The following is a 25,031-nucleotide window of genomic DNA, read 5'->3' on the forward strand; positions in this document are numbered from 1 at the left end:
GTCGGCGATTTACAAGGGCGGATACAGAGATCACTGCCTCGCCATCGCAAGGTTCAACCGGTCCTCAGGTCGGATGAGATGGTTGTGATCGTCGTTGCCGATATCGATTTGCACCCACTCGATGTCGCCTGTGAAGCGATTGCCGGTCGGGCCGTAATCGGGAGAGGCGGGTGAGCCGCTGTCGCAACCGACATCGGCGGCTTCGTCGGCGGAAAAGGCCATGGGTTGGGTCTGCTCGACGCGGCCTTTACCAATGGCATTGCCATCGTAGTACAGAGTGACGTCGCCGCCCTTGGCGAGGCCGCCGCCGTCATAGTGGAACTCCATGCGAACTTGATGCTTGCCGGCGGGGATCGGGGCCGTCGCCGTCACTATGTAGTGTTCAATGCCGAAGAAGTTGTAGCAGTACTTGAGCACGCCGTCCTTCGCGTAGAGCGCCCAGCCGCCGACGGAGCCGCCCTGCGTCATGATGACGCCGTTTGCTCCGCCGGCCGGGATCGCGAGCTGAGCGGTGACCGAATGTGACTTGTTCTTCAGCGTAAGCACACAAAACTCGGCCACGCGCATGCCCTGAAACAACAGCTGGGAGTTGCCGCGGATCAACTGCGGTCGGCCGGCGATGTCAGGGTTGATGCGTTCGAAGGCACGATCGTCGAGCGGCACGACGTTGTATTTCACCGCCTCGATCAGCCAGAGCCGCTGCAGCTCGGCCAGTTTCTTGGGATTCTGCGCGGCGAGATCGTGCGCTTGGGTCCAGTCGTCCGGACCGTAGAGCTCCCAGTGGTCCGCATCGAACGGGGGTGGCTGATCGGCGGACCACGGCGTGCGATGTTTGGTGCAGGCCGTCCAGCCTTTGTAATAGATGCCGCGATTGCCCATCATCTCGAAGTACTGCACATCGTGCGTCTCGGGCGCATTCGCATCCTGGATGGCTGGCAACATGCTGACGCCTTCCAACGGTGCTTGCGCAATGCTGTTGACCATCGTCGGCTCCGGCAGGCGCGCTGCTTCGAGCACTGTCCTGGCGACATCGATGACGTGATGGAACTGACTGCGAATGCCGCCGGCGTCCTGGATTGCTTTCGGCCAGCGTACGATGCAGCCATTGCGCGTGCCGCCCCAGTGCGATGCGACTTGTTTGGTCCATTGATACGGTGTGCACAAGGCGTGCGCCCAGCCGACGGCGTAGTGGTTGTACGCCTGCGGCGTGCCGAAGAGATCGATCTTGCTCAGCAGGAAGTCGACGGTTTCGATGCCCGGCATGCCATTCAAGGTCGTCATCTCGTTGAAGCAGCCGTTGATCGTGCCTTCGGCCGAGGCCCCGTTGTCGCCGATGATGTAGTAGACCAGCGTGTCGTCGAGCACACCGAGGTCGGCGAGTGTGTCGATCAGGCGGCCGACGTGATGATCGGCTTGCTCGAGAAAGCCGGCATAGATCTCCATCTGACGGGCCAGCACCGGTTGCAGATTTGCCGGGATGTCTTCCCAGGCAGGAATCTCCGCGTGACGTTGGGTCAGAGCTGCATCCTGCGGTACGACACCCAGTTGCTTCTGTCGAGCGAGCGTTTCCTCGCGCAGTCGATCCCAGCCACCATCGAACTGGCCGCGATACTTGTCCGACCATTGTTTCGGAACATGATGAGGTGCGTGGGTCGCACCAGGCGCAAAGTACATGAAGAAGGGCTTGTCCGGCAGTAACGCTTTCTGTTGCCGCACCCAAGTGATGGCGCGATTGGCGAGATCCTCCGTGAGCGTGTAACCCTCCTCGGGCGATTTCGGCGGCTCGACGGCGGTCGTGCCTTCATACAGCCCGGGGTAATACTGATTCGCTTCACCGCCGACGAAGCCATAGAAATGTTCGAAGCCCGAGCCCGTCGGCCACTGGTGGAACGGGCCCGCCGGCGAGACCTCCCACACCGGGACCTCGTGACACTTGCCGAACTGAGCCGTCGAATAGCCGTTGAGATTCAATACTTCGGCCAGTGGCGCTTTGCTCCTCGGGCGAATGCTGTTGTTGCCCGGCGCGGAGGTGGCCATCTCGGTGATCGCGCCCATGCCAACCGAATGGTGATTGCGGCCGGTGAGCAGTGCCTGGCGAGTGGGTGAACACAACGCCGTGGTGTGAAAGCGATTGAATTTCAGTCCCTGCTGCGCAAGCCGTTCGGCGGTGGGCGTGTGACACGGGCCGCCGAATGCCGAGGACGCCCCGAAGCCGACGTCATCGAGCAGCACGATCAACACGTTGGGTGCTCCAGCCGGCGGCCGCAGCGGCACGATCGGTGGATACTTCGTGTCTGGATCCTTGGCATCGTAAGTCGTCAACCCGACGTGCTGTGCTTCGGGAATCGGCAGCACAGTGCGCGGCAACTTCGCGTTGTGTTCCGCATAGCTGGCGGCGAGTGATGTATCCGTGGGCGTCGATGATTCGTTCATGGTGATGTCTCTGAGGTTCAGCCGGCGGTCTCGGCTACCGCCGCTGTCTGACCGACATCCAGCGGCCCCAGATCGATGTTCACGCGCGAGATCTTGCCGGTGAAGGTGAACGGCAATGGGTACGTGAAGTCGATGGGTGAGCCGGTGTCCATGCCGACGTCGATGCCTTCGCCGAGCGAAAATTGAATCGGAATGGTGTGGGTCAGTCGACCGCTGGCGATGGGCTTGCCGTTCGCGCTCATGGTGATCTGACCGCCTTTGCCGAAGCCGCCGCCATCGTATTTGAACTCGACGACGAGTTGGGTCTTGCCAGGCGCCAAAGGCTGTTGCGCCGTGAAGGTGAAGCGTTCGACGCTCAGGAAGTTATAGACGAACGTCGGTTTGCCTTGTTTCAGATACAGGCCGTAGCCGCCCTCGAGGCCGCCGTGGGTGATAATCATGCCCTCGGCGTTGCTGTCCGCGATCTCGATCTCCGCCGTGATCTTCCATGACTTGTTACACATCGGCGGTGAGGCCGCGTCAGGCAGTCCGATGATGCCCGGATAGTAGGTGATGGAATTGCGGCCGCGGATCAGGCTCGGTCGTCCCATCAGCTCCGCGTTCATGCGAACCGTGCCCCGCCAATCAAGTGGCAGCACGTTGTACTTCGCAGCTTCAACCCACCACATATCCTGCAGCTGACGGAGCTTCTCGGGATATTGCTGGGCGAGGTCGCGAGCCTGCGAGAAATCCTCTTCGATGTTGTACAGCTCCCAGGGCGCCTTGTCCGGATCCCATTCCTGCCGATTTGGATCCCAGGGCACGAACGACGGCGAGGAAGCCATCCAGCCCTCGTGATACAGGCCGCGATTGCAGGCGAGCTCGAAATACTGCGTCTTGCGGGCGCTCTTGGCCTGGGCATCTTCGAGCGTTGCCGCGAAGCTCAGGCCCTCGATGGGCTTTTGTTTGACGCCGTTCAGATCGGTCGGCGGCGTGACACCGCACAGCTCGTAAAGCGTCGGCACGATGTCGACGGTGTGAACGAACTGATCGCGCAAGCCGCCTTTATCCTTGATGCGCGCCGGCCAGGAAATGATCATCGGATTGCGCGTGCCGCCGAAATGACTCGCGACCTGCTTGGTCCACTGAAACGGCGTGTTCATGGCGTGCGCCCAGGCGGAGGGAAAATGATTGAAGTGTTTCGGCCCGCCGAGCTCATCGATGGCCTGGAGGTTGTCCTGCCATTTCTCCAGGAAGCCGTTGAAGAACATGTTCTCGCACAGCGAGCCTTCGAGGCCGCCTTCGGCGCTCGCGCCGTTGTCGCCGGCGATATAGATGATGAGCGTGTTGTCGGCATCGGGCAGCTGCTTGGCGGCGTCGACGATGCGCCCGAGCTCGTAGTCGCATTGCGCGGCGTACCCGGCGAACACTTCCATCATTCGCGCATACAAGCGCTTCTGATCGGCATTGAGCGAGTCCCAGGCGGGCAGGCCTTTTGAGCGTTCCGTCAGCTGAGTCTGCTCGGGAATCACACCGAGTTTCTTTTGTCGCTCGATGGTCTGTTGCCGATAGGCATCCCAGCCCTCGTCGAACTTACCTTTGAATTTGTCGATCCACTCGCGGGGCGTCTGGTGGGGCGCGTGCGTTGCGCCCGTGGCCACATACAAAAAGAACGGCTTGTCGGGCGCGATGGCCTTGGCCTGTTGCAGCCAGGCGATCGATTTGTCGGCAAGATCGGTGGTCAGGTGATAGTTCGGATCGCGCGAGGCCGGCACCAGATTGCGGTTCTCGAACAGCACCGGATTCCAGTGATTCATGTCGCCGGCGTTGAAGCCGTAGAAGTAGTCGAAGCCCAGGCCGTTGGCCCACCGGTCGAATGGCCCGACCGCGCTGGTCTCCCAGGGCGGCGTGTTGTGGTTCTTGCCGATCCATGCCGTCATGTAACCGTTCTGTCGCAGTACCTCGCCGATGGTCCCGCAGCTCCGGGGCAGGATGCAGGTGTAGCCGTCGTAACCGGTCGCAAGCTCGGTGATGCCGGCGAACGATGTCGAATGATGATTGCGGCCGGTGATCAATGCGGCGCGCGTCGGGCTGCACAGCGCGGTGGTGTGGAAGCGGTTGTAGCGCAGGCCTTCTCCGGCAAGCTTGTCCATCGTTGGTGACGGGATGCCACCGCCGAAAGTGCTGTACTGACCGAAGCCGCAGTCGTCGATCAAGATCAACAGAATGTTGGGCGCGCTGGCGGGCGCCCGCACCGGTTGCGGAAATCTCGCGGGATCCGAATCGAGATAGGTGCGACCGATCTCGCCCGTGAAGTGAAAGTCTGGACGCGGTAGCACCTCGGGCGTGCCACGACCATTGGTGGGGCGCGCGGTTGCGTTCGGTTGGGCAGCACCTTTTCGCATGGAAAACTCCGACTGGGGGGTGAGCCGTTGGAATATGCGAAGGGTGCGGATGGGGGTCGATCCGTGCCCCGGGGGCAAGCCGCTGCCCGTTGTCACGACGAATCCGCAGGCGGCTTTCCAGATAGTTGCGGGTCCCGCCGGCTTGCTACTACGATGACCGTCCGAGCCTCTCAAGGCTGGAGCGTGCCATGTTGTTCGAGACTGTCATTTCCGGTGGTTGTCGCTCTTATCTCATTGGCTGCGAAGAGACCTGCGCCGCGGCGTTGATCGATCCCGAGCTGAGCCAGGTCGATCGCTATGTCGCGCTGGCGGCGCGCCATGGGCTGCGGATCAAATACCTCGTCGATACCCACACCCACGCGGATCATTTCTCCGCCACGCAACAGTTGGCGAAGCAGTTCAATGTGCCGGTGGTGATGCACGTGGCGAGTCCGGCGCCATTCGTCGATCTGCGCTTGCAGAGTGGTGAGTTGCTGGTGGTCGGCAAGCTGCGGCTGCAGGCGATGCACACACCGGGGCATACGCGCGATTCCATGTGCCTGACGGTGGAGGACCGCGTCTTCACCGGCGACACATTGCTCATCGGCGGGACCGGTCGCACTGACTTGCCCAGTGGCGACGCCAGCGCGCTCTACGACAGTCTGTTCGATAACTTGTTGAAGCTGGACCCGGCGACCAAAGTGTTTCCGGCGCACGAATACAAAGGTCGTACGCACACCACCATCGGTCAGGAGCTGGCCGAGAATCCGCGGCTGCAACAGCGCGATCGAGCTGCGTTCATCGAGATGATGCAGAACCTCAATCTCACGATGCCCACGCACATCACCGAAGCGTTGCGCACGAATATGACGGGCGGCAAGACGGTCGCGCAGATGTTGGCCGAGGCGGCGGCAACCGTGCCCTTCATGTCGCTCGCCGAATTGAAAGCGTGCATCGAATCCGACCGCTGCGATTTCCTCGTGCTCGATGTGCGCGAGCGTGACGCCTTCAATGAAGGTCGCATTCGAGGCGCGCAACATCTGCCTCGCGGGCAATTGGAGTTGCGCGTGAATCAGGAGTTGCCAGACCCCACGCGCAGAATCCTGGTTTATTGCGAGTTCGGCAGAGTGTCGACGCTGGCGACAGCGACGTTACGACAGATGGGCTTCAATGGCGCGGTGGCTTTGGACGGCGGCATGAAGGCCTGGCGCGAAGCAGGGTATCCAATCACAACGGGAGTGAGCCCAAAATGACGCCCGCCGACGCAACCGGGTGCGAATGGACTTGGCAGGTATGTGTACGGCATCGCGGCGATCGCCCTCGGCGTCCTGGGATTGATATCGCGCGATTTCGCCGCCGTCTGGCAACCCATCGAGAACTTGATCGGCGCTGCGGATCGCAAGCTCATCGCGGTGCTTTATGCGGCCGCGCTGCTCGTCGCAGGAGGTGCCACGCTGTGGCGGAAGTCGGCGCAAACCGGGCTTGCGATGCTGACCGGGCTGCACTTCCTGGCCACATTGGGATGGGTTCCTCGCATAGTCGGATACTGGCGGATCTACGGCACGTGGAATGGATTCTTCGAGTTGTTCTCACTGGTCGTTGCCGGCGCGATTGCTTACGCCGTGCTGGCGCCGCCGAGCTCCGCATGGAGAAAACAAACTCTGCAAACAGGCCACTACCTGTACGCGGCATGTTTGCTGTCGTTTGCAGTGGGGCACTTTACTGCGCTCACCCAGACGGCGGGCATGGTTCCGAAGTGGCTGCCGCCGGGGCAAATGTTCTGGGCAGTGGCGACCGGCGTGTTTTATCTGCTTGCCGCGGCGGCCCTGGCGGTGAGGTTCAAAGCCGCATTGGCCGTCCGGTTGGTCACAGTGATGATGCTGGGTTTCGCCGTGTTGGCGTGGGGACCGTTGCTGCTGCGCCAGCCCGAGCATTTCACCTGGGCCGGCACTGCCATTACCGTTGCGTTGGCGAGTGCGGCGTGGATCGTGGCCGACTCGCTGTCGCAGCGTTCGAGCGAATCGACGGCTCGCGCCGTCGATTCGAATGCCCTGCAAGTCGGATCAGATCTTGCGAACCCACCCGTGTGAGTCGGCGATGCTGCCGCGCTGAATGCCAACCAGCTGCTCTTTGAGCTTGCTGGCGACGGTGGCGCCCTGTGCGTTCTTCACGCGGAACGAGCCGGACGAGCTGACGATCTCGCCAATGCTTGCAACGACCGCAGCTGTGCCGCAGGCGAAGGCTTCGCTGAGCTTGCCGCTCTCTGCATCGGCGCGCCATTGATCCAGCGTATACGGCGCTTCCGAGACTTTCATTCCGAAGCCGCGCGCGATCTCGATGAGGCTGGTGCGAGTGATGCCTGGCAGGATCGTGCCGGTGAGCGGCGGCGTGACGATGGAGCCGTCGTTCATGACGAAGAACAGGTTCATACCGCCCAGCTCTTCGATCCAGCGATGTTCGGCGGCGTCGAGGAACACGACCTGGTCGCAACCGTGCTCGGCCGCTTCGGCTTGAGCGATCAGGCTCGCGGCATAGTTGCCGCCGCACTTGGCTGCGCCGGTGCCGCCGGGGGCGGCGCGGGTGTACTTATCCGACACCCACAGCTTCAGCGGCTTGTCGCCGCCTTTGAAATACGGGCCGACGGGGCAGGCGATCACGCAGAAGATGTACTCCTGCGCCGGGCGCACGCCGAGGAAGGCCTCGCTGGCGAACATGAAGGGGCGCAGGTACAAGCTGCCGGCGCCGCTCGGCACCCAATCCTTGTCGATTCTCACCAGCTCTTCGACCGCCTGGATGAACAGCGGCTCGGGCATCACCGGCATCGCCAGGCGCTCCGCCGAACGGGCAAAGCGGGTCGCATTCATGTCGGGGCGAAATAGCACGATTTCGCCTTTGGCCGTGCGATAGGCTTTCATGCCTTCGAACACTTCCTGCGCGTAGTGCAGGACGGCGCAGGCGGGATCGATCGCCAGCGGCGCGCGTGCCGTGACCTTGCCATCGTGCCAGCCCTGACCCGTGCTCCAGCGCATCGTTACCATGTGATCGGTGAAGACGCGGCCGAAGCCGGGATCTTCGAGGGTCTTCTCTCGGGTCTGGGTGCTGACAGGCGAAGCGTGCGGTGTGATCGTAAAACTCATGTGTGATCCTCGGGGACGCGAAGCAGGCTGCACCGGAGCAGCGCTGCCGCTATGATTTGCATTGTATGGTAAAGGCCAAGCCCAGCCTCGGAAATATCGTCAGACACCTGCGCACCAGCAACGGCTGGACCCTCGCCGAGATGAGTCAACGCGTGGCGATTCCGCTGTCCACGCTCGCCAAGGTGGAGAAGGGCCACCTGACGCTGACCTACGACAAGCTGGTGGATCTGAGCGACAAGCTCGGCATGGGGCTGTCGGACTTTCTCAATTCTTCGGCGGCTAGCGCGCAGCCCAAGGGCATGGCGCGCCGGAGCGTTGGCAGAGGCGACGCCGACGCACTGAGCGTAGAGACCAAGAACTACGATTATCGCTATCTGTGCACCGAGCTGCGCGGCAAGATCATGATCCCGATCATCAGCCGCGTGCGCTCCCGGACCCTGCAGGAGTTCGGGGAGCTGCTGCGTCATGCCGGCGAGGAATTCGTGTACGTGCTCGAAGGTGCCATCGAGGTGCATTCGGAGTTTTACGATCCCATTACGCTGCGCGCGGGTGAGTACGTCTATCTGGACAGCGAAATGGGTCACGGCTACCTCGTCGCCGACGGTGTCGAGGAAGCGACGATCCTCGCCGTATGTGCCTCGGCCGCGGCCAACCTCCAGCAGGAATTGATTTCTCAGGCGCGCGGTGAGGCGCACAAGCCTACCAAGACCGACGTGGCCGGCAACGTCGAAAAGACCAAAGCGGCGAAATCCCCTACGCACAAGAAAGCCGCCGCAAAGGCCAAGCGCCGCAACGGCGCGGCCTGACTGCTTCCGCTCGCAGCTGTACGGGCCGGATTCGCCGGCGGTTCGAGCTCGTGCCCATTGTCTCCATTCGGAGCATTTTATCCTGTATGGAGAAAATTATCTTGACAGCAAGAAGGGCCACCCTAGACTGGCCTGGGGGATACAACAATCGGGAGTCGTGATGACGCAATCCCACTCGCTTGCCCGCGCTCGTAGCTCTGGCGCGGCTTTCCTGTCGCTGTGCCTGTTGGTTGGCACGTTCGTTGGCGGTGCTCCCGTCGAGGCGGCGGACCGCTCGGTCACCATCGAGAATCTGCTGAGTGCGCCGTTTCCGTATGGGCTAATGGCGGCGCCTAAGGGCGAACAGGTTGCCTGGATCGCGAATCATCTCGGCGCCCGCAATATCTATTTAGGTCAGGCGGGCAGCGACGCAAAACTCACCGTTCGCGCACTCACGCGTCAGGAAGGCGACACCGGCATCGAGCTTTCCGATCTGCAATGGTCGCACGACGCTTCGATGCTCGTATTTGCTCGTGGCGGCAGTCTCGAAGGCGGCGGACCCGTCAATCCATTGAGCGCGGCGGCTGGACCGATTGCGATGGAAATCGCCTCGGTGCGGCTCGATACGGGTGAGATTCGCTCTTTCGGTCCGGGCAATGGCGCCGTGCCTTCGCCAGCCAACGACGATGTGGTGTTCGTGCGAGGCGGGCAGATTTGGATTGCCAATCTGGCGCGAACCGATGAGGCGACTCAGTTGATCCAGGATGCCGGCGGCGCCAGCGAACTGTCGTGGTCGCCGGATGGCAAGCGTCTCGCGTTCATCAGCAATCGCAAGGACTACTCGGTCGTCGGTGTCGTCGACATTGCCTCACGAAACATTCAATGGATGAGCCCGGGCGTCGATGTCGACTACAGTCTGCGCTGGTCGCGTGATGGCAAACGGCTGGCGTGGATTCGCATGCCGTCGATGGCGGAATCGTTTCTCACCGATGCGTTTTTTGCGAAGCGTGAGGGCGAGTCTTTTTCTGTGTGGGTAGGCGAGGTCGCGACCGGCGTTGGCACCAAAGTATGGGCCGCCGATGCGGGGCCCGGCAGCCTGTTTCAGCCCATCGAAGGCAGCACCAGCCTGTTGTGGAGTGCGGACAATCGTCTGTTGTTTCCTTGGGAGTCGACGGGCTGGCTGCGCATCTACTCGTTGGATCTGAGCCAGAAGGGCTCGCGTCCGGTGGCGTTGTCGCAGGACGGCGCTGAAGTCTTTGCAATGACTTTGGATCGGAGCGGCCGTGACGTGATTTATTCGTCCAATGCCGAGGATGATGATCGACGTCATCTCTGGCGCGTCCCAGTGAAGGGCGGCAAGCCGCAGCGGGCGAGCAAGGGCGAAGGCATCGAAGATTTTCCGGTGCTGACCGAGAAGGGGGCGCTGTTCGCGATGCATAGCACTGCCCGCAATCCGATGGCGCCCGCGCTGGTTCGAGCAGACGGAGCGCTGCAGACGATGCCGGCGACGGGCGCGTCTGTGACATTCCCCAACGACCGTCTGGTCGTTCCTCAGCGGGTCGTGTTCGAGAGCCCGGATGGGTTGTCGGTGCACGGTCAGTTGTTCCAGCCCACCGGCAAGAAGAACTCGAAACAACCCGCAGTGCTGTTCTTCCACGGTGGGCCGCAGCGGCAGATGCTGCTCGGCTGGCATCCGATGGGCGCCTACACTCATATGTACGCGATGAATCAGTTCCTGGCCGCACAGGGATACGTGGTGCTTTCCGTCAACTTCCGAGGCGGCACGGGCTATGGTCTGAACTTCCGCGAGCCTGATGAATTTGCCGCCGGCGGTGGCAGCGAAGCGCGCGATATTGCGGGCGCAGTTGCGTACTTGAAGAGCCGAGGTGACATCGATGCTGCTCGCATCGGCGTCTATGGAATGAGTTACGGCGGCGTCATGACGTCGCTGGCACTGGCGCGGTATCCGCAAGATTTTGCAGTCGGTGTCGACATGGCAGGCGTGCACAACTGGAAGTCGTTCCTTCCGGAGTTGACGGCGCCAGGCGCAAGCGCGGCGGTGGCCGAAGTGGCGTTGCAATCGTCGGCCATGGGCTCGATCAAGAACTGGCGGACACCGGTGCTGCTCATTCATGGCGACGATGATCGTGCGGTCGTCTTCTCACAGACGGTCGAGCTGGTCCGCGGTCTGCGGAAGGAAACGAGCGTGGAACCCGAGCTACTGGTCATTCCCAACGAGGTGCATGATTTCATCCTGCATCGAAGCTGGCGTCGCGTGTTCGAAGCGACGCATGAATTCATCGAGCGGTATCTGCAACAGTCCGGCACCTGAGGAGAACACAATGCCGATCAGCCGTCGTGAGATGTTGTTGCATACGGGATTGCTTGCTGGCGTGACCGCGATGGGACGATTCGCGGTGGCCGATTCGACAGGGACGCCGCAGTCCGGCGCGGATGCCAATCTGTTCGCGCGTCTGGATGAATTCGTCCGTCAGTACATGGAAGAAATGCACGCGCCAGGGATGACGCTGGTGCTCGGCGATCGCAAGGGCGTGCGACGGGTCGTGCACTATGGACTTGGCGATGTCGAACGTCGTGCTCCGGTAGGAGAGGACGAGCTGTTCGAGATCGGCTCGATCAGCAAGTCGTTTGTCGCGGTCTGCCTGTTGCAGCTGCATGACGAGGGCAAGCTCAATCTGCACAAGCCGATCGTGGAGTACCTGCCGTGGTTCCGGATCGACTCGGCATTTGCGCCTATCACCACACATCACTTGCTCACGCACGGCGCGGGTTTGCCCGGCGACGTGCCGATGCTGCCGTCGGATCCATCGCTGCGACATCGCGCGGCGTATGCGCCTGGTGCGCACTTCCACTACTGCAACATGGCTTACGAGGCGTTGGGCTATCTTGCATGGACGCTCGATGGTCGCGAGCTGCCCGAAGTCATCCGCAAGCGCATTCTCGAGCCGCTCGGCATGACGCAGTCGGAGCCGGTGATTACGCTGGATGTCCGCGATCGCCTGGTGAAGAACTACTCGGCGTTCCAAAACGATCGGCCGGGAACGCGCGATGCGCGACTCGCCGAAGCAGCGGGACTCATCCTCACCACCGGCGCGGGTTGTGTCGCTGCGACCGCGAAGGATATGGGCGCCTATCTGCGCATGATCGCGAACGGCGGTGAAGGTCCGAATGGCCGCAGATTGATGTCGAAGGACTCGTTTGCGCTGTTTACGAAGGCGCACATCGTGGCGCCGGCGTTTGGCCCGACCGCGAGCTACGGCTATGGCCTTGCCGTCGACAAGCTCGATGGGCATACCGTCGTGCGTCACACCGGCGGCATGGTGTCGTTCATGTCGTCGTTGCTGGTCGATATCGACAATGGTGTCGGCGCGTTTGCATCGATCAACGCACAGCAAGGCTATCGGCCGACGGCGGTGACTCAGTATGCCGTGCAGCTCATGCGTGAGCAGCAGGCGTCGAAGCCATTACCGAACATTCCGGCTGCCAACCCCGCGCTGCGCGTGCCGGACGCGCCGGACTATGCCGGTTCGTATCAGCAGAGCGGCGGCGGCAAGCTGGTTATCCAGCACGATGGCGACAAACTGTTCCTGGTGCGCGCCGACGGCAAAGTGCCGCTGCAACCGGCAGGGGCGCCGGGCGCATTTGTCGTTGCTGACGGCGGCAAGAGTCATTTCCCGCTGATGTTCGGTCGCGCCGATGAGAAAGATCCGAAAAGCGCGGTGGTCGAGGTGGCCTGGGGCTCGGATTGGTACACGAACTCCAAATATCGCGGCGAGCAACAATTCAATGTGCCCAAGGAATGGCACAGCTACGTCGGGCACTATCGAAACGAGAGTCCGTGGCTCGGCAGCATGCGCATCGTGCTGTGCAAGGGCCGGCTATGGATCAACGGAATGATGCCGCTGGAAGCGGCGGGCGACCGCTTCAATCTACGTGACGAGCCCCATAGTCCCGAATGGATTCAGTTCGGCGAGGTCGTCAACGGCCGGTGCATGCGCCTGAAGTTTTCGGGCGAGGACCTGTGGCGGGTGGCGACTGCGTAGAGGACGACTCAGATGAAACAAGGATTGCGTCGCTGGCCAGTCGCTTTATTCTTCTGTGTCATGTCATCGCTTGAAACGACCGTCGCCGCGCCGGTCCTCGAGGCAGAGATCGCAAGACTTTCCGCGCCGATCGGCGGCAAGGTGGGCGTCGCCGCGTGGCAGCTCGATGGCAAAGGCGAGCGCATCCTGGTGAATGCGGGCGAACGCTTTCCGATGGCGAGCACATTCAAGATCGCCGTCGCGGGTGCGATTCTCGCCAACGTGGATGCTGGCAAGTTGCAGCTCGAGCAACTGGTCGCAGTTCAGCCCACCGACATCGTGCCGTCCGACGGCGTCGCCAGTCTCGCGATCCATCCTGGCATCAGCCTGTCGGTGCAGAACTTGTTGGAGCTGATGCTCACGTTGAGCGACAACACAGCGACCGACGTACTCACCAGGCTCGCTGGCGGTCCGCAGGCAGCGACGGCGTGGGTGCGCAAGCAGGGCATCGAAGATCAACGCATCGATCGCGATACGGCGACTTTGTTGCGTGACTTCTTCAACTTACCGCCGGGGCCGTTCAATCAGATCCTCGAAGAGGCGCTCAAGCAGGATCCGAACCTCGAGGAGCGCGGCAACCATCCGAACGCCGCGTTCGACAATGATGTCCGCGATACGTCGACGCCGACGGCGATGGCACAACTGCTGACGAAGATCTTCAATCAGCAGGCGCTGAGTGTGTCGAGCACCAAAGTGCTGATCGACATCATGCAACGTTGTCGCACTGGCACCGGCCGGTTGCCGGGCCGGATGCCCGCCGGCACCGTCATCGCTCACAAAACCGGCACCGTCGGTGGCACAGTGAACGATGTCGGCGTCATGACCTTGCCTGATGGCAAGAGTCAGATCGTCATCGCTGTCTTCATCAAGGCAAGCGATCAACCGATGGAAGAGCGCGAGCGCGTCATCGCCGAGATTGCCCGCTCGGTGCGCGATCACTTCCTGTTTGCCGAGACCAGCTAACGCCGGCGACTGCCCCGGCTTGCCAGGCTGCTTCTGTCTGGATAGTATTTCGTATACTAAATGCCAGAAGGAAGCGACGTGGACAGCATCCGAATTCTGGATTCTCACACCGGCGGAGAGCCGACGCGTCTGGTGCTCGAAGGTGGGCCGGATCTCGGTGAAGGGCCGCTCGACCTGCGCCTGAGGCGCTTTCGTGAACGCTTCGACGCGTTCCGTTCTGCCATCGTCAACGAGCCTCGCGGCAACGACACCGTCGTCGGCGCACTGTTGTGCAAGCCGCACCGCGAGGAATGCGACATCGGCGTGATCTTCTTCAACAACGTCGGCTATCTCGGCATGTGCGGTCACGGCACCATCGGTGTGATCGTGTCCCTGGCGCATCTGCGGATGCTGAAGCCAGGGACGGTGAAGATCGATACACCGGTTGGCGTGGTCGAGGCGCAATTGCTGCCTGACGGATCGGTCGCTGTGGCGAATGTTCCCAGCTATCGCAAGGCGCACGGCGTGACCGTCGATGTTCCCGGTGTTGGTCAGGTGACTGGCGATGTGGCCTGGGGCGGCAACTGGTTTTTCCTGGTCGAACAGGAACGCATTCCGATACGGCTGACGAACGTCGAGTCGCTCACCGATCTTTCGTGGCGCATTCGTCAGGCGGTGAATGCGCAGGGCTATCCCGAGGTCGATCATGTCGAGCTGCTCGGTGCGACACCGACGGCGCGCAGTCGAAATTTCGTGCTCTGTCCGGGCAAAGCGTATGACCGTTCTCCTTGCGGCACCGGCACGAGCGCGAAGCTCGCGTGTCTGGCCGCCGACGGCAAGCTTGCGGAAGACGAGGAGTGGACTCAGGAGAGCGTGCTCGGGAGCGTTTTCAGAGCGCGCTATCGATGGCTCGATCGCGCCAAGGGAACGATCGCGCCGATCATCATGGGCACGGCGCATGTGACCGCCGATGCGAAGTTGCTGCTCGATCCGAACGATCCATTCTGCTGGGGTATCCGCGACGACAAGAACATGGATGCAATGCGAGGCTGAGCGATGAGGAATGTCGTGAGCGCCGCGCTGCGTGTCAGTGCAGTGATGCTGTTCGTCCAGCCGCTGTCGATGGCGAGCACGACGCTCGATGTGCAGAGTCGCGACTTCGACATCGTGCTCGACAACTCGTCGCAGACGCTGGTGTCGCTGAAGCCGAAGCAGGGCGGCGGATTCGACTTCGCACCGTCGAAGCTGCGCAGTACACGTAGCGGTGATGGTTACTACCAATTGGGCGATCTCGATCTGCGTCTGCGATCGGTAGGTGAGTCGCAGTGGCAGGATTACTCGACCGCCTTTCGCCGCGAGCCGGCACGTGAGCTGCCGCGCGATGCGAAGACATTGGCGGCCGCCGAAGTCTCGTTGCGATTGCCGGCCGCGCTGGGCTTGCGCGTTGTGCGTCGTTGGCAGATCGGCGACAGCGGCCATCTGTCGCTACGCTTCGAGCTGACCAATGCTGGCCCACGAGATATCGAGCTGGGCGGCGTTGGGCTCGCGATGGTGTTCGACAATGTGCTGTCGAAACGCTCGCTGGCGGAGGCACACACCGAGGCGAGCTTCGCAGATCCGTACATCGGCCTCGATGCCGGCTATCTGCAGGTCACCCGACTCAACGGCCAAGGCCCGGCATTGCTTGTCACGGGCGAAAGCGGAACGCCGTTCGAGGCCTATCGCCCGATCGCCGATCAGAAGGATGAGAGCGGCAAGGCGCTGCTGCTCAACGACGCGACTCAGCGCGGGCAAACGTTTGAAGGCTTTTACAGCTGGATGGCCGCAAGCCGCGGCTTTGCCGAGCGGGAATGGAAGGGCGCTCAGCAGTGGAATGAGCCGATGGTCGTCACGCTTCGGCGGGGTGAGACGCGTCTCTTTGGCGTGCAATTCCTGATCTCCAAATCGATTCGAGAGATCGAGAACACGCTGGCCGCGAATTCGCGTCCGGTGGCTGTAGGCATTCCAGGCTACGTGCTGCCGACGGATCTGGCGGGCGATCTTTGGGTTTCGTCGCGGCAACCCATCCGATCAATCGACGCGCAGCCGGCGGGGGCATTGGAGATTGCAACTGCCGAAGGTGTGCAAGGCTGGTCGAGATATCGCGTGACCGGGCGGCAATGGGGGCGATCGCGTCTTTCTATCACGTACGCGGACGGCACGCGGCAGGCGATTCATTACTTCGTTACCAAGCCCAGTGCCGCGGTGCTCGAAGACCTGGGTCGATTCATTTCCACGAAGCATTGGTACGACGATCCGTCGGATCCGTTCAAGCGCGGTTCGTCGTTCATGACGTTCGATCGTGAGCGCAATGCCGTCGTATTGCAGGATCAGCGAGTGTGGATGGCGGGGCTGAGCGATGAAGGCGGCGCCGGCGCCTGGCTTGCGCTCATCATGAAGCAACTTGGCGCGCCGAGCGCATCGGAGATCGAGAAGTTCGAGCGCTTCGTCACGCAGACGCTCGATGGTCGATTGCAGGTCAATCAAGGGCCCGACAAGTTCGGTGTCCGCAAGGGCCTGTTCTACTACGAGCCGCAGCCTCCGCAAGGCGTGCGCTATGACGCCGCGATCGACTGGACGAAATGGTCGGCATGGCGGAAGTCACAAGCAGACTCGGTCGTTCGCTCATTCAACTATGTGCACGTTGCCGCCGCGCATTGGGTGTTGTATCGGCTCGCTCGCTATCACGACGGGTTGGTCAAGGCGCATGACTGGCGGTGGTATCTGGATCGCGCCTATCAGACTGCGCTGGCGATGCCGCGGCTCGCGCCCGAGTATGCGAAGTTCGGACAGATGGAAGGCGAGGTCTTCATCGAGATCCTGCGTGATCTGCAGGACGAGGGAATGAAGGCCGAAGCGTCGCAGCTCGAGCAGGCCATGCGCCAGCGCGCCGAGCATTGGGCCGCGGAGGAATATCCGTTCGGCAGCGAGATGCCTTGGGACTCGACCGGTCAGCCCGAGGTGTACGCGTGGATGCGGTACTTTGGCAACGCCGCAAAGGCCGATCTGACTCGCGAAGTGATCCTTGGCTACGACCCGACTCTTCCCAGCTGGGGCTACAACGGCAATGCGCGTCGCTATTGGGATTTCATGTACGCGGGCAAGACCGCGCAGCTCGAGCGCCAGTTGCATCATTACGGCTCGGCGAACAATGCGTTGCCGCTGCTCGATTCGTTCCGCCGCGATCCGCACGACATTCATTTGCTACGAGTGGCATACGGCGGCTTGATGGGCACGCTGACAAATATCGATCAAGAGGGATTCGGTTCGGCGGCGTTCCATGCCAATCCGGACCTGCTCCGGTTCGACGGGTACAACGGCGACTACGGCACGGCGTTCTACGGTTACGCCTACGGCATTGGCAGCTATCTGGCGCGCCATCCGGTGTTCGGTAACGTCGGCTTTGGCGGATCGAGTCAGGAGCAAGGATCCGTCGTGAGCTTCGTGCCGCGCGATGGCTTCCGCACTCGAGTGTTTCTTGCGGAAGCGGGTTTGTGGCTGACGCTGGATGCGGGCAAGTTCGCGCGCGTGGACTACGATCGAAGCAGCGGGAAGGTGACTGTGCGTCTCGATCCTGCCGACGAGTTCACATCGAAGGCGCATCTTCGAGTCGAGAGCACGAGATCCGGCGCTGGCTATCAGCCAAGCGCCGCGCTGAGCAAGCAGCGCGGACGCTACGTGATTCCGCTCAGTAAAGACGAAGTGTCGTTACAGTTGCAGCCGTGAGGTTGGCCTTGGTGTAGATGCGGCAGCCGAACACCGGGCCGGCGGTGTTGCCGGGCTCGGGCTCGAAGCGCACCAACACGCTCTCTTTGCCGCGAGTGAGCGCCTCCGGAATCTCGTAATCCACATCGAAGAATACTGGCTTGTCCGGACGCAACGCCTGTGTCGCGATCCGCTGGCCTTCGACCAGGACATGGAATTTACGGGCGCGTTCGTCGGCCCAGTAGGTCGCCTGCAGAATCAGCGGGCCGGGCCTGACCTTCATGCGGAACGCGAAAAAGCCGCCGGTGCGCGCGTCGCGTCCCTGGCGGCCGCGATAGACCACGGGATAGGAAATCTCCGAGGTCAGCTCGTGATCGCGCTCCGGCTGCATCTCACCCAGATGCATCACGTCGACCGAACGGGCCGCGAGCTCCTTCAGGCGCGCCTGCTCGGCGCTGAACGTGCGTTCCTCGTTGGCCCACTCGGCATCGGTGAAGCGACGGAAGTAAACCGCGCTGCGCCGGTGATAGTTCTTGTAGAACGGGGAGAACGTGAGCGCGCTCGGCCGGGCAATCGTGCTGGCTCGATAGACGGCTTGCTCGGGGTCGACAGGCTTGAAATCGGCTAGCAGATCCGTGCCGACCAATGCAGGTGCAGCTGCTTCGAACGGTTGATCGGCAGAGCCCAGATCGGCGGCGAGCACCATCGGTCCGCGCAACACCGCGATCGTGTTGTCATCGCCCGGCGTCGATTCGATCCGCAGTTCCAGCGGCAAAGTGAACGCCAGTGCATCGCCTTCGCGCCAGCGACGGCGAACGATCAGATAGCCCGCGTCCTTCGTGGTTTCGGCCGGCTTGCCATTGACGGTCAGTTGCGCATCTTTCGCCCAGCCTGGAACGCGGAGCGCGACGGCGAACTGCTGCGGCTTTCGCAATGACGCCACCTTGATGTTCACGGTGCCGTCGTAGGGATAGCGAGTCGACATTTCCAACTGCGCGCCACGCGCTCTCCAGGTTGCGCGCGACGGGATGAACAAGTTGACCAGCAGCGTGTCGTCGTTCTCCCACCAGATCGACTCGCCATGCTTGGCATGACTCTCCATGCCGGAGCCGACGCAGCACCAGAAGCTGTCGGTGGGCGAAGAGAACTCGCGCTTGATGCCCGACATCAGCGGGGTCATGTAAGTGAACATGCCGGTCGCGGGATCTTGGTGCGCAAGGATGTGATTCAGGTGTGCGCGCTCGTAATAATCGAACAGCGCACCCGACGGCTGCCACGCGAACAGGTGGCGCGTCAGCTTGAGCATGTTGTAGGTGTTGCAGGCCTCACAGGTCTGCTCGGTGATGTGCCCTGAGACAGTGCGCGGCTCGGAGAAGTACTCGCGATCGGAGTTGCCGCCGATCACGTAGCTGTGTTCCGTCGTGACTGTCTTCCAGAAGAAGCGCGGCGCAACGGCTTGATCGCTCTTGCCGGTGATCTCGTGCAAACGAGCCAGGCCGATCAGTTTGGGGATCTGCGTGTTGGCGTGGCGCTGGGCGAGCTCATCGCGTTGCGCGGTCAGCGGATCGAGAATGCGCTTGTGATAGATGCGCTCGGCGAGCGCGAGCCAGCGCCGATCACCCGTGCGAGTGTAGAGCTCGGCGAAACTCTCGTTGATGCCGCCGTGCTCGCAATCGAGCACTGTCTGTACTTGTTCGTCATTGAGCGCATTGAAGACCTTCTCGATGTAACCGCCAAGCCCAACGGCGACGTCGATCGCGCGCTTGTTGCCGCCGCAGTAGGTGTCTACATCCATCAAGCCAGCGAACAGCTTGTGCCAGTTATAGAACGGCACCCAGCAGCCGTTGAGATCGAAGCCGGCCGAGCGGATCTCGCCGCGCACGATCTCGGGGAAGATTTCCTTGCCGTCGACGATCGTGCCGTCCTTGCGTTTGCGGGTGAATCCCGCGACGTAGCCGTCGCCTTGCCTGGCTTGTACTTCGGCCAGCTCCGCGACGATATATTCGGCGCGTCGTCGTGCTTCGGGTTCGCCGGTCTGCGCATGGATCAACGCCAATGCGGACAGATAATGACCGAGGCTGTGGCCGGCGATCGTATCCGCTTCCCAGCCGCCATACACTTCAGCTTTGGGCGTCAGTGCTGCGAACTTGCGGAAGTTGTGGAGCAGACGATCGGGCTCCAGCGTCAACAGATACTTGCGATTCGCTGCCACTGCATCGGCAAATGGAGACGGCAACAAACGAATATCGCCGAGGGGCAGGGACCTGGCAGTTCCCGGTAGCGCTCCGGCACTCGCCCAGGCGCCGGTCCAGGGGAGGCTGGCACAGAGCGCACCGGCTGCTGCACCCTGCAACAGTGCGCGACGATCGGTGATCAGCAGGAATCGAGTCATCGGTACTCCTTGGATGAAACGTTGCAGATCGGCCCATCGGCGTTGCTGAATTCCACAAAGCGTGCGGCGCAGGCCGGGCTCGAACCGCGTGACGATCAGGGCTCCATGTCACAGGTTACACTGCTCAGCTGTGAATAGTATACGATATACCTGAAGTTCCTTAGACGAGGCTACCATGACACCGACCTGGCAGGGCGTTTATCCGGCGGCGACCACACAGTTCAAGGAGGATTTGTCGATCGATCTGGGCAGCAGCCAGCAGGTGATCGACAACCTGGTCAAAGACGGTGTCCACGGCATCATCGCGATGGGCACGTGCGGCGAGAACAACTCGCTCGATCCTGCCGAGAAACAAACGCTGTTGCGCGCGGTAACCGAAGTAGTCGCGGGCCGTGTGCCGGTCGTCACCGGTGTGTCTGAGTTCGACACTCGTCGCGCGGTCGCCTTTGCGAAAGATGCAAAGAAGGCGGGCGCCGATGGCTTGATGGTGCTGCCGGCGATGGTTTATGTGCCCACGGAAGAGGAGCTGATCATGCACTTCCGCACCGTGGCGCAGGCGACCGATCTGCCGGTGATGTTGTACAACAATCCGCCGGCGTATCGAGTGAACATCAGCGTCGCGGTGCTCGAAGCACTGAAGGATGTGCCGAACATCGTGGCAGTCAAGGAGTCGGCGCCGGATCCGCGGCGCTTTACCGACCTCATCAATGCATTCGGCGATCGTTACATTCTGATGGCCGGTCTCGATGACGTCGCGCTGGAAGGATTACTGCTTGGCGCGACGGGTTGGGTTTCCGGCCTCACGAGCGCTTTCCCGCAGGAATCGACTCAGCTGATCGAGGCGGTCAATAGTGGCGATCTGGATCGGGCACGAGCTATCTATCGTTGGTTCATGCCGTTGTTACATCTGGATGCCGCGCATGATCTGGTGCAGTCGATCAAGCTCGCCGAGCAGATCATGGGACGCGGCTCGGAACGAGTGCGTCCACCGCGACTGCCGCTCTCCGGTGAGCGACGTCGGCAAGTCACAGAGATGGTCGAGCGAGCGGCCGCCACCCGGCCCACACGCGCCTAGAACTGGTCGCACCTGATTGCACTCGGTGTCGGTGTCATCGTTGGCGCCGACATCCAACCACTCACCGGTGCCGGCGCCGACCGCACCGGACCCGCAGTAATCCATCATTGCCGGCATTGCGATCGCCGGCACGCGCGAGAGCGCGACGTTGCCTTAGGTTGACGACTCAACGGTGATTGCGGGTCCCAGTCGTCTCGGTCGCGTGACGTTGCCGTTCAGGCAGCGCTGATACAAAGGTCCATGGCCACACCCCGTTCCGGTGTCTCGGATCGCGCCCCCATTCTTTCAACCACAATAAAAAACAATAGCTTACGAAGATGGCTCATTTATACCGTATAACATATTTGATTTATTAACTCAGACATGTCTTAAATGTCAGCAAGCTTCGGCTGGCTCAAAACACCATTGGGGGCTGACATGCACAACAAAAAAGCAGGACTGCCAACGCCGGCAGGCCGATCGAAACATGCATCGTTGAGTGGCAGTGTCGTGATGGCGGCGTGCGCGATCGGAATGTTTGCTCCGATCGGCGGACACGCGCAGGCGCAGGGCGCCGAAGGGGCGCTGCTCGAGGAAGGCGTCATCACCGGCTCGCGGATCAAACGAGCCAATCTGGAGACGGCGAGCCCGATCACGGCGTTGCCGCAGGAAGAGTTCAAGTATCAGGGCACATCGGCGGTCGAAGCAGTGTTGAACCGCATGCCGCAGTTCACCGCAGATTCGAACGAGAACGGCTCCAACGGTTCGGACGGCACCGCGCGTGTGAACCTGCGCAATCTCGGCTCGTCGCGCGTGCTGGTGCTCATCGATGGCCAGCGCATGCTGCCGGTGGAAACGGCCGATGTGAATTTCATTCCCAGCGCGCTGGTCGAGCGCGTCGACGTTGTCACTGGCGGTGCATCGGCTGTCTACGGCTCAGATGCAGTCGCGGGCGTCGTGAACTTCGTGCTGGACAAGAATCTGGAAGGCGTGCGGATCTCCGCGCAATACGGCTCCGCCTGGCACAAGAACGACAACTCGTATGCGCGCTCCGTCGTGAGGGACGCGAACTACGAGCTGGCCAAGGGCTCGGTTTGGGATGGCGGCCGCACCGACGTCAACGTGGCCATGGGCATGAACAGCGCCGACGGCAAGGGCAATGCCACGTTCTATCTCGGCTATCGCAAGCTCGAGCCGGTGACTCAGGATACTCGCGACTACTCGGCTTGCGGCCTGAACCTCGGCGGCGATGCCAACGATCGACTGGTGTGCGGCGGATCGAGCAACAATCAATGGGGCAGCTTCGTGATGCTCGGCGGCCCGAACAACGGCCGCACGTTCAACAACACCAAGGATGGCGAGCAGGTCTGGGTGCCGTACAACAGCTCGTTTCTGTACAACTACGCGCCCACCAACTACATCCAGCGCCAGGACAAGCGCATCACCGCCGGCGGATTCGCGCACTACGACTACAGCGAGCGCGTGAAGCTGTATGGCGGCGTGATGTTCATGGACGACCATACATTCTCGCAGGCCGCGCCCAGCGCTTATTTCCAGGGCAATACCTATCAGATCAACTGCGACAATCCGTTGATGTCGGCGCAGCAGGCGTCGATCCTGTGCGGAGCAGCCGCAGGGACGCCGACCAACATCAACACGTTCATCGGCTATCGTTTCGCCGGCGCGGGCGGCGCTCGTGTCGATGACCTGCGCCACACCGACTATCGCCTGAACTTCGGTTCCCGGGGCGACATCGTCGGCGGCTGGACGTATGACGTGAGTTATCTGTTCTCCCGCGTCATCTTCGATGAGAGCTACAAGAACGATCTCGATCTGGCCAAGGGCGCCCGCGCACTGCAGGTCGTAAACGTGGACGGCGTGCCCACCTGTCGATCGGTGGTCGATGGCACCGATCCTAGCTGTGTGCCTGCAAATGTGTTCTCCGCGTTCGGCATCAGCGACGAAGCTTATGGCTACCTGCTCACGCCGACGTTTACGCACGGCGTGCAGACCCAGAGGGTCGCCAATCTGTCCATCAACGGCGATCTGGATCAGTACGGCCTGCGCAGCCCGTTCGCGTCGGCTGGTGTCGCGATTGCAACTGGCGCGGAGTATCGCACTGAAGAGCTGACGTTCGAGGCCGATGCGCTCGCGCAGTTGAAAGGCACCAAGGAGAACGCGGGCGAGTTCAACGTCAAAGAGCTGTTCATCGAAGCGGATGCGCCGCTGATCTCGAACAAAACGTTTGTCAGGGAGCTGGCCGTGAACCTCGGCTACCGTTACTCCGACTACTCGATCCAGGGCGGCACGGGTTTCACGGCGGACACCTACAAATTCGAGCTTCGCTACGCGCCGGTGTCGTCGTTCAAGCTGCGAGGCAGTTACAACCGGGCGGTGCGTGCTCCCAACATCTCAGAGCTGTTCGCCGCTCAGGCGCTGGGCAATGTCGCAGCCCAGGACCCGTGCTCCGGATCGGATCCTACTGCGAGCCTGGAAAACTGCATGCGTAGCGGCGTGACGCAGGCTCAGTACGGCTTCATCCCTGAGTGCCCCGCTGACACTTGCGTGACGCTCGCTGGCGGCAACCTCGCTTTGCAGCCGGAGATCGCTGACATCTACACATACGGCTTCGTGTTCACACCGGGCAGCATCCCGAGCTTCACGTTCTCGGCGGACTACTTCGACATCTTCGTGGAGGGTTACATCGGCGCGGTCGACGCACCGACGGTCATCAATCAATGTATCCAGACGGGCTCGCAGTACTTCTGCGATCTGTTCCATCGCGACCCGGCGTCGGGCGTGCTGTTCGGAACCAACGGTTACATCACGGCGAACAATCAGAACACCGGTTACCTGCAGACCTCCGGCATGGATTTCACGTCCAGCTATGCCTTCGACCTCGGCAACCTCCTGCCAGGCACGCCGGACGTGGGCTCGTTCGATGTTTCTTTCGTCGGCACCTGGTTGAACAGCCGCCGCGTCGAGCAGTTGCCGGGCCTGGGCAGCTACAACTGTGTCGGTCTGTTCGGTCCGACCTGCGGTCAGCCGACACCGAACTGGCGTCATAACGTTCGCATGACCTGGACCTCACCGCAGCGTGGCGCCACGGTGTCGGGGAACTGGCGGTATTTTGGCTCGGCGTCGCTGTCTTCGAACTCGAGCAACGAGTTCCTGCAGGGCGAAGATTACATCGCGATCAATCGTCGCATTGCCGCCTACAGCTACTTCGATCTCGCCGCGACCTGGAAATTCGTGGATTCGGTCGAGTTCCGTGCCGGCATCAACAACGTGTTCGATCGGGACCCGCCGGTGATCGCCGCGGGCCTGCTCAGCGCGTTCGGCAACGGCAACACCTATCCGGGCGTTTACGATCCAATGGGGCGCTTGTTGTACTTCGGCATGACGGTGGAGTTCTGAGCGCTGCGCTCAGTCGGCGTCTTTGAGCTCCGCTCGAAGATCCTTCAACGTGCCCTGGATATGCTCTTTCAGGAGCTTCTCGACCTTGCGCTTGTCGCGTTCGAGCCAGGCGTTGAACAGCGCCTGATGTTCGACATGCGCGCGGGCGTCACGGCCGGCCGGCTCGAGATGCGCGATGACGTAGCGCTCGGCCAGCACTGTCAGGCGCTCGACCAATTGCGTCGTGAGGCTGCGGCGACCGGGCTCGACCAGCGCGATGTGAAATTCGCGATTGCGAACGGCCACGTCGGCGAGGTTGCTGTGAGCGGCCGTGTCGAGCGCCGTAAACGCTCGCATCGCATGCGAACGATCGTCGTCCGTCGCGACGCTGGCCGCGTAGGCCGCCGCTGGCGGCTCGATGGAAAGCCGCAGCGCATAGATCTCATCCACCTGCTCGCGCGACATCGGCTGCACGTAATAGCCACGGTTCGGGTGGTTGATCAGCAGGCCTTCCTGCTCCAGCCGCGCCAGCGCCTCACGCAGTGGGATTTTGCTGATGCCGAGTTCGGTGGCCAGAGCATCCTGCCGAATGGGCTCGCCGTTGGGCAGCAGGCCCTTGAGGATCTGCTCACGGACGACTTCGAACACGCGGTCGGAAAGCGTGCGGACGAGAATGCTCATG

The 25,031-nt window shown here is 61.8% G+C and carries 15 protein-coding genes; 10 read left to right on the forward strand and 5 right to left on the reverse strand.

Annotated elements, in window-relative coordinates; translation table 11 throughout:
* Nucleotides 1-30 precede the first annotated feature (30 nt).
* Nucleotides 31-2,433 (reverse strand): arylsulfatase, encoded by a 2,403-nt coding sequence (locus D0550_RS17675; protein WP_116810516.1) that lies wholly within the window; start codon nucleotides 2,431-2,433, stop codon nucleotides 31-33.
* A 17-nt stretch (nucleotides 2,434-2,450) separates the two neighbouring features.
* Nucleotides 2,451-4,817, reverse strand: coding sequence for an arylsulfatase (locus tag D0550_RS17680; protein WP_116810517.1), 2,367 nt, complete (start codon nucleotides 4,815-4,817; stop codon nucleotides 2,451-2,453).
* Nucleotides 4,818-5,005: 188 nt separating this feature from the next.
* Here D0550_RS17680 and D0550_RS17685 point away from each other — a divergent pair, with 188 nt between their 5' ends.
* Nucleotides 5,006-6,049: an MBL fold metallo-hydrolase gene (locus D0550_RS17685; protein WP_116810518.1), complete on the forward strand. Its 1,044-nt coding sequence runs from the start codon at nucleotides 5,006-5,008 to the stop codon at nucleotides 6,047-6,049.
* A 42-nt stretch (nucleotides 6,050-6,091) separates the two neighbouring features.
* The gene (locus D0550_RS17690) at nucleotides 6,092-6,886 is read left to right on the forward strand and encodes a hypothetical protein (RefSeq protein ID WP_116810519.1); all 795 of its coding nucleotides are present in this window, start codon (nucleotides 6,092-6,094) and stop codon (nucleotides 6,884-6,886) included.
* Here the strand turns inward: D0550_RS17690 and D0550_RS17695 are convergent.
* Nucleotides 6,860-7,933, reverse strand: coding sequence for a branched-chain amino acid aminotransferase (locus D0550_RS17695; RefSeq protein WP_116810520.1), 1,074 nt, complete (start codon nucleotides 7,931-7,933; stop codon nucleotides 6,860-6,862). The two genes, D0550_RS17690 and D0550_RS17695, sit on opposite strands and share 27 nt — an antisense overlap.
* A gap of 65 nt (nucleotides 7,934-7,998) precedes the next feature.
* Between D0550_RS17695 and D0550_RS17700 the strand changes: the two genes are divergently transcribed.
* From D0550_RS17700 to D0550_RS17725, 6 genes are all read left to right on the forward strand, one after another.
* Nucleotides 7,999-8,739, forward strand: a complete 741-nt coding sequence (locus D0550_RS17700) for a helix-turn-helix domain-containing protein (RefSeq protein ID WP_116810602.1) — start codon at nucleotides 7,999-8,001, stop codon at nucleotides 8,737-8,739.
* Nucleotides 8,740-8,899: 160 nt separating this feature from the next.
* Nucleotides 8,900-11,050 (forward strand): S9 family peptidase, encoded by a 2,151-nt coding sequence (locus D0550_RS17705; protein WP_116810521.1) that lies wholly within the window; start codon nucleotides 8,900-8,902, stop codon nucleotides 11,048-11,050.
* Between the two features lie 10 nt (nucleotides 11,051-11,060).
* Nucleotides 11,061-12,782, forward strand: a complete 1,722-nt coding sequence (locus D0550_RS17710; RefSeq protein WP_161965897.1) for a serine hydrolase domain-containing protein — start codon at nucleotides 11,061-11,063, stop codon at nucleotides 12,780-12,782.
* A 12-nt stretch (nucleotides 12,783-12,794) separates the two neighbouring features.
* Complete coding sequence (bla, locus tag D0550_RS17715; RefSeq protein ID WP_116810523.1) at nucleotides 12,795-13,784, forward strand: class A beta-lactamase; 990 nt, start codon at nucleotides 12,795-12,797, stop codon at nucleotides 13,782-13,784.
* 78 nt (nucleotides 13,785-13,862) lie between these two features.
* Entirely contained in the window at nucleotides 13,863-14,816 is a 954-nt protein-coding gene (locus D0550_RS17720) for a proline racemase family protein (RefSeq protein WP_241520833.1), read from the forward strand.
* Nucleotides 14,817-14,831: 15 nt separating this feature from the next.
* Complete coding sequence (locus tag D0550_RS17725) at nucleotides 14,832-17,528, forward strand: DUF5695 domain-containing protein (protein ID WP_206606369.1); 2,697 nt, start codon at nucleotides 14,832-14,834, stop codon at nucleotides 17,526-17,528.
* Here the strand turns inward: D0550_RS17725 and D0550_RS17730 are convergent.
* The gene (locus tag D0550_RS17730) at nucleotides 17,491-19,899 is read right to left on the reverse strand and encodes a glycoside hydrolase family 127 protein (RefSeq protein WP_116810526.1); all 2,409 of its coding nucleotides are present in this window, start codon (nucleotides 19,897-19,899) and stop codon (nucleotides 17,491-17,493) included. The two genes, D0550_RS17725 and D0550_RS17730, sit on opposite strands and share 38 nt — an antisense overlap.
* Before the next feature lie 175 nt (nucleotides 19,900-20,074).
* Between D0550_RS17730 and D0550_RS17735 the strand changes: the two genes are divergently transcribed.
* The gene (locus tag D0550_RS17735) at nucleotides 20,075-20,974 is read left to right on the forward strand and encodes a dihydrodipicolinate synthase family protein (RefSeq protein ID WP_116810527.1); all 900 of its coding nucleotides are present in this window, start codon (nucleotides 20,075-20,077) and stop codon (nucleotides 20,972-20,974) included.
* A 417-nt stretch (nucleotides 20,975-21,391) separates the two neighbouring features.
* Nucleotides 21,392-24,370, forward strand: coding sequence for a TonB-dependent receptor domain-containing protein (locus D0550_RS17740; protein ID WP_206606370.1), 2,979 nt, complete (start codon nucleotides 21,392-21,394; stop codon nucleotides 24,368-24,370).
* A gap of 9 nt (nucleotides 24,371-24,379) precedes the next feature.
* On the opposite strand, the gene D0550_RS17745 is transcribed toward D0550_RS17740, so the two are convergent.
* A complete protein-coding gene (locus tag D0550_RS17745) occupies nucleotides 24,380-25,030 on the reverse strand; it encodes a GntR family transcriptional regulator (RefSeq protein ID WP_116810528.1) in 651 nt (216 codons plus the stop codon).
* Between the last annotated feature and the right edge of the window lies 1 nt (nucleotide 25,031).

Source organism: Steroidobacter cummioxidans (genome assembly GCF_003104955.1).

Coding starts and splice junctions, on each gene's coding strand:
- D0550_RS17675 (WP_116810516.1), bottom strand. CDS start 2,433: ATGAACGAATCATCGACGCCCACGGATACATCACTCGCCGCCAGCTAT.
- D0550_RS17680 (WP_116810517.1), bottom strand. CDS start 4,817: ATGCGAAAAGGTGCTGCCCAACCGAACGCAACCGCGCGCCCCACCAAT.
- D0550_RS17685 (WP_116810518.1), top strand. CDS start 5,006: ATGTTGTTCGAGACTGTCATTTCCGGTGGTTGTCGCTCTTATCTCATT.
- D0550_RS17695 (WP_116810520.1), bottom strand. CDS start 7,933: ATGAGTTTTACGATCACACCGCACGCTTCGCCTGTCAGCACCCAGACC.
- D0550_RS17700 (WP_116810602.1), top strand. CDS start 7,999: ATGGTAAAGGCCAAGCCCAGCCTCGGAAATATCGTCAGACACCTGCGC.
- D0550_RS17705 (WP_116810521.1), top strand. CDS start 8,900: ATGACGCAATCCCACTCGCTTGCCCGCGCTCGTAGCTCTGGCGCGGCT.
- D0550_RS17710 (WP_161965897.1), top strand. CDS start 11,061: ATGCCGATCAGCCGTCGTGAGATGTTGTTGCATACGGGATTGCTTGCT.
- bla (WP_116810523.1), top strand. CDS start 12,795: ATGAAACAAGGATTGCGTCGCTGGCCAGTCGCTTTATTCTTCTGTGTC.
- D0550_RS17730 (WP_116810526.1), bottom strand. CDS start 19,899: ATGACTCGATTCCTGCTGATCACCGATCGTCGCGCACTGTTGCAGGGT.
- D0550_RS17735 (WP_116810527.1), top strand. CDS start 20,075: ATGACACCGACCTGGCAGGGCGTTTATCCGGCGGCGACCACACAGTTC.
- D0550_RS17740 (WP_206606370.1), top strand. CDS start 21,392: ATGCACAACAAAAAAGCAGGACTGCCAACGCCGGCAGGCCGATCGAAA.
- D0550_RS17745 (WP_116810528.1), bottom strand. CDS start 25,030: ATGAGCATTCTCGTCCGCACGCTTTCCGACCGCGTGTTCGAAGTCGTC.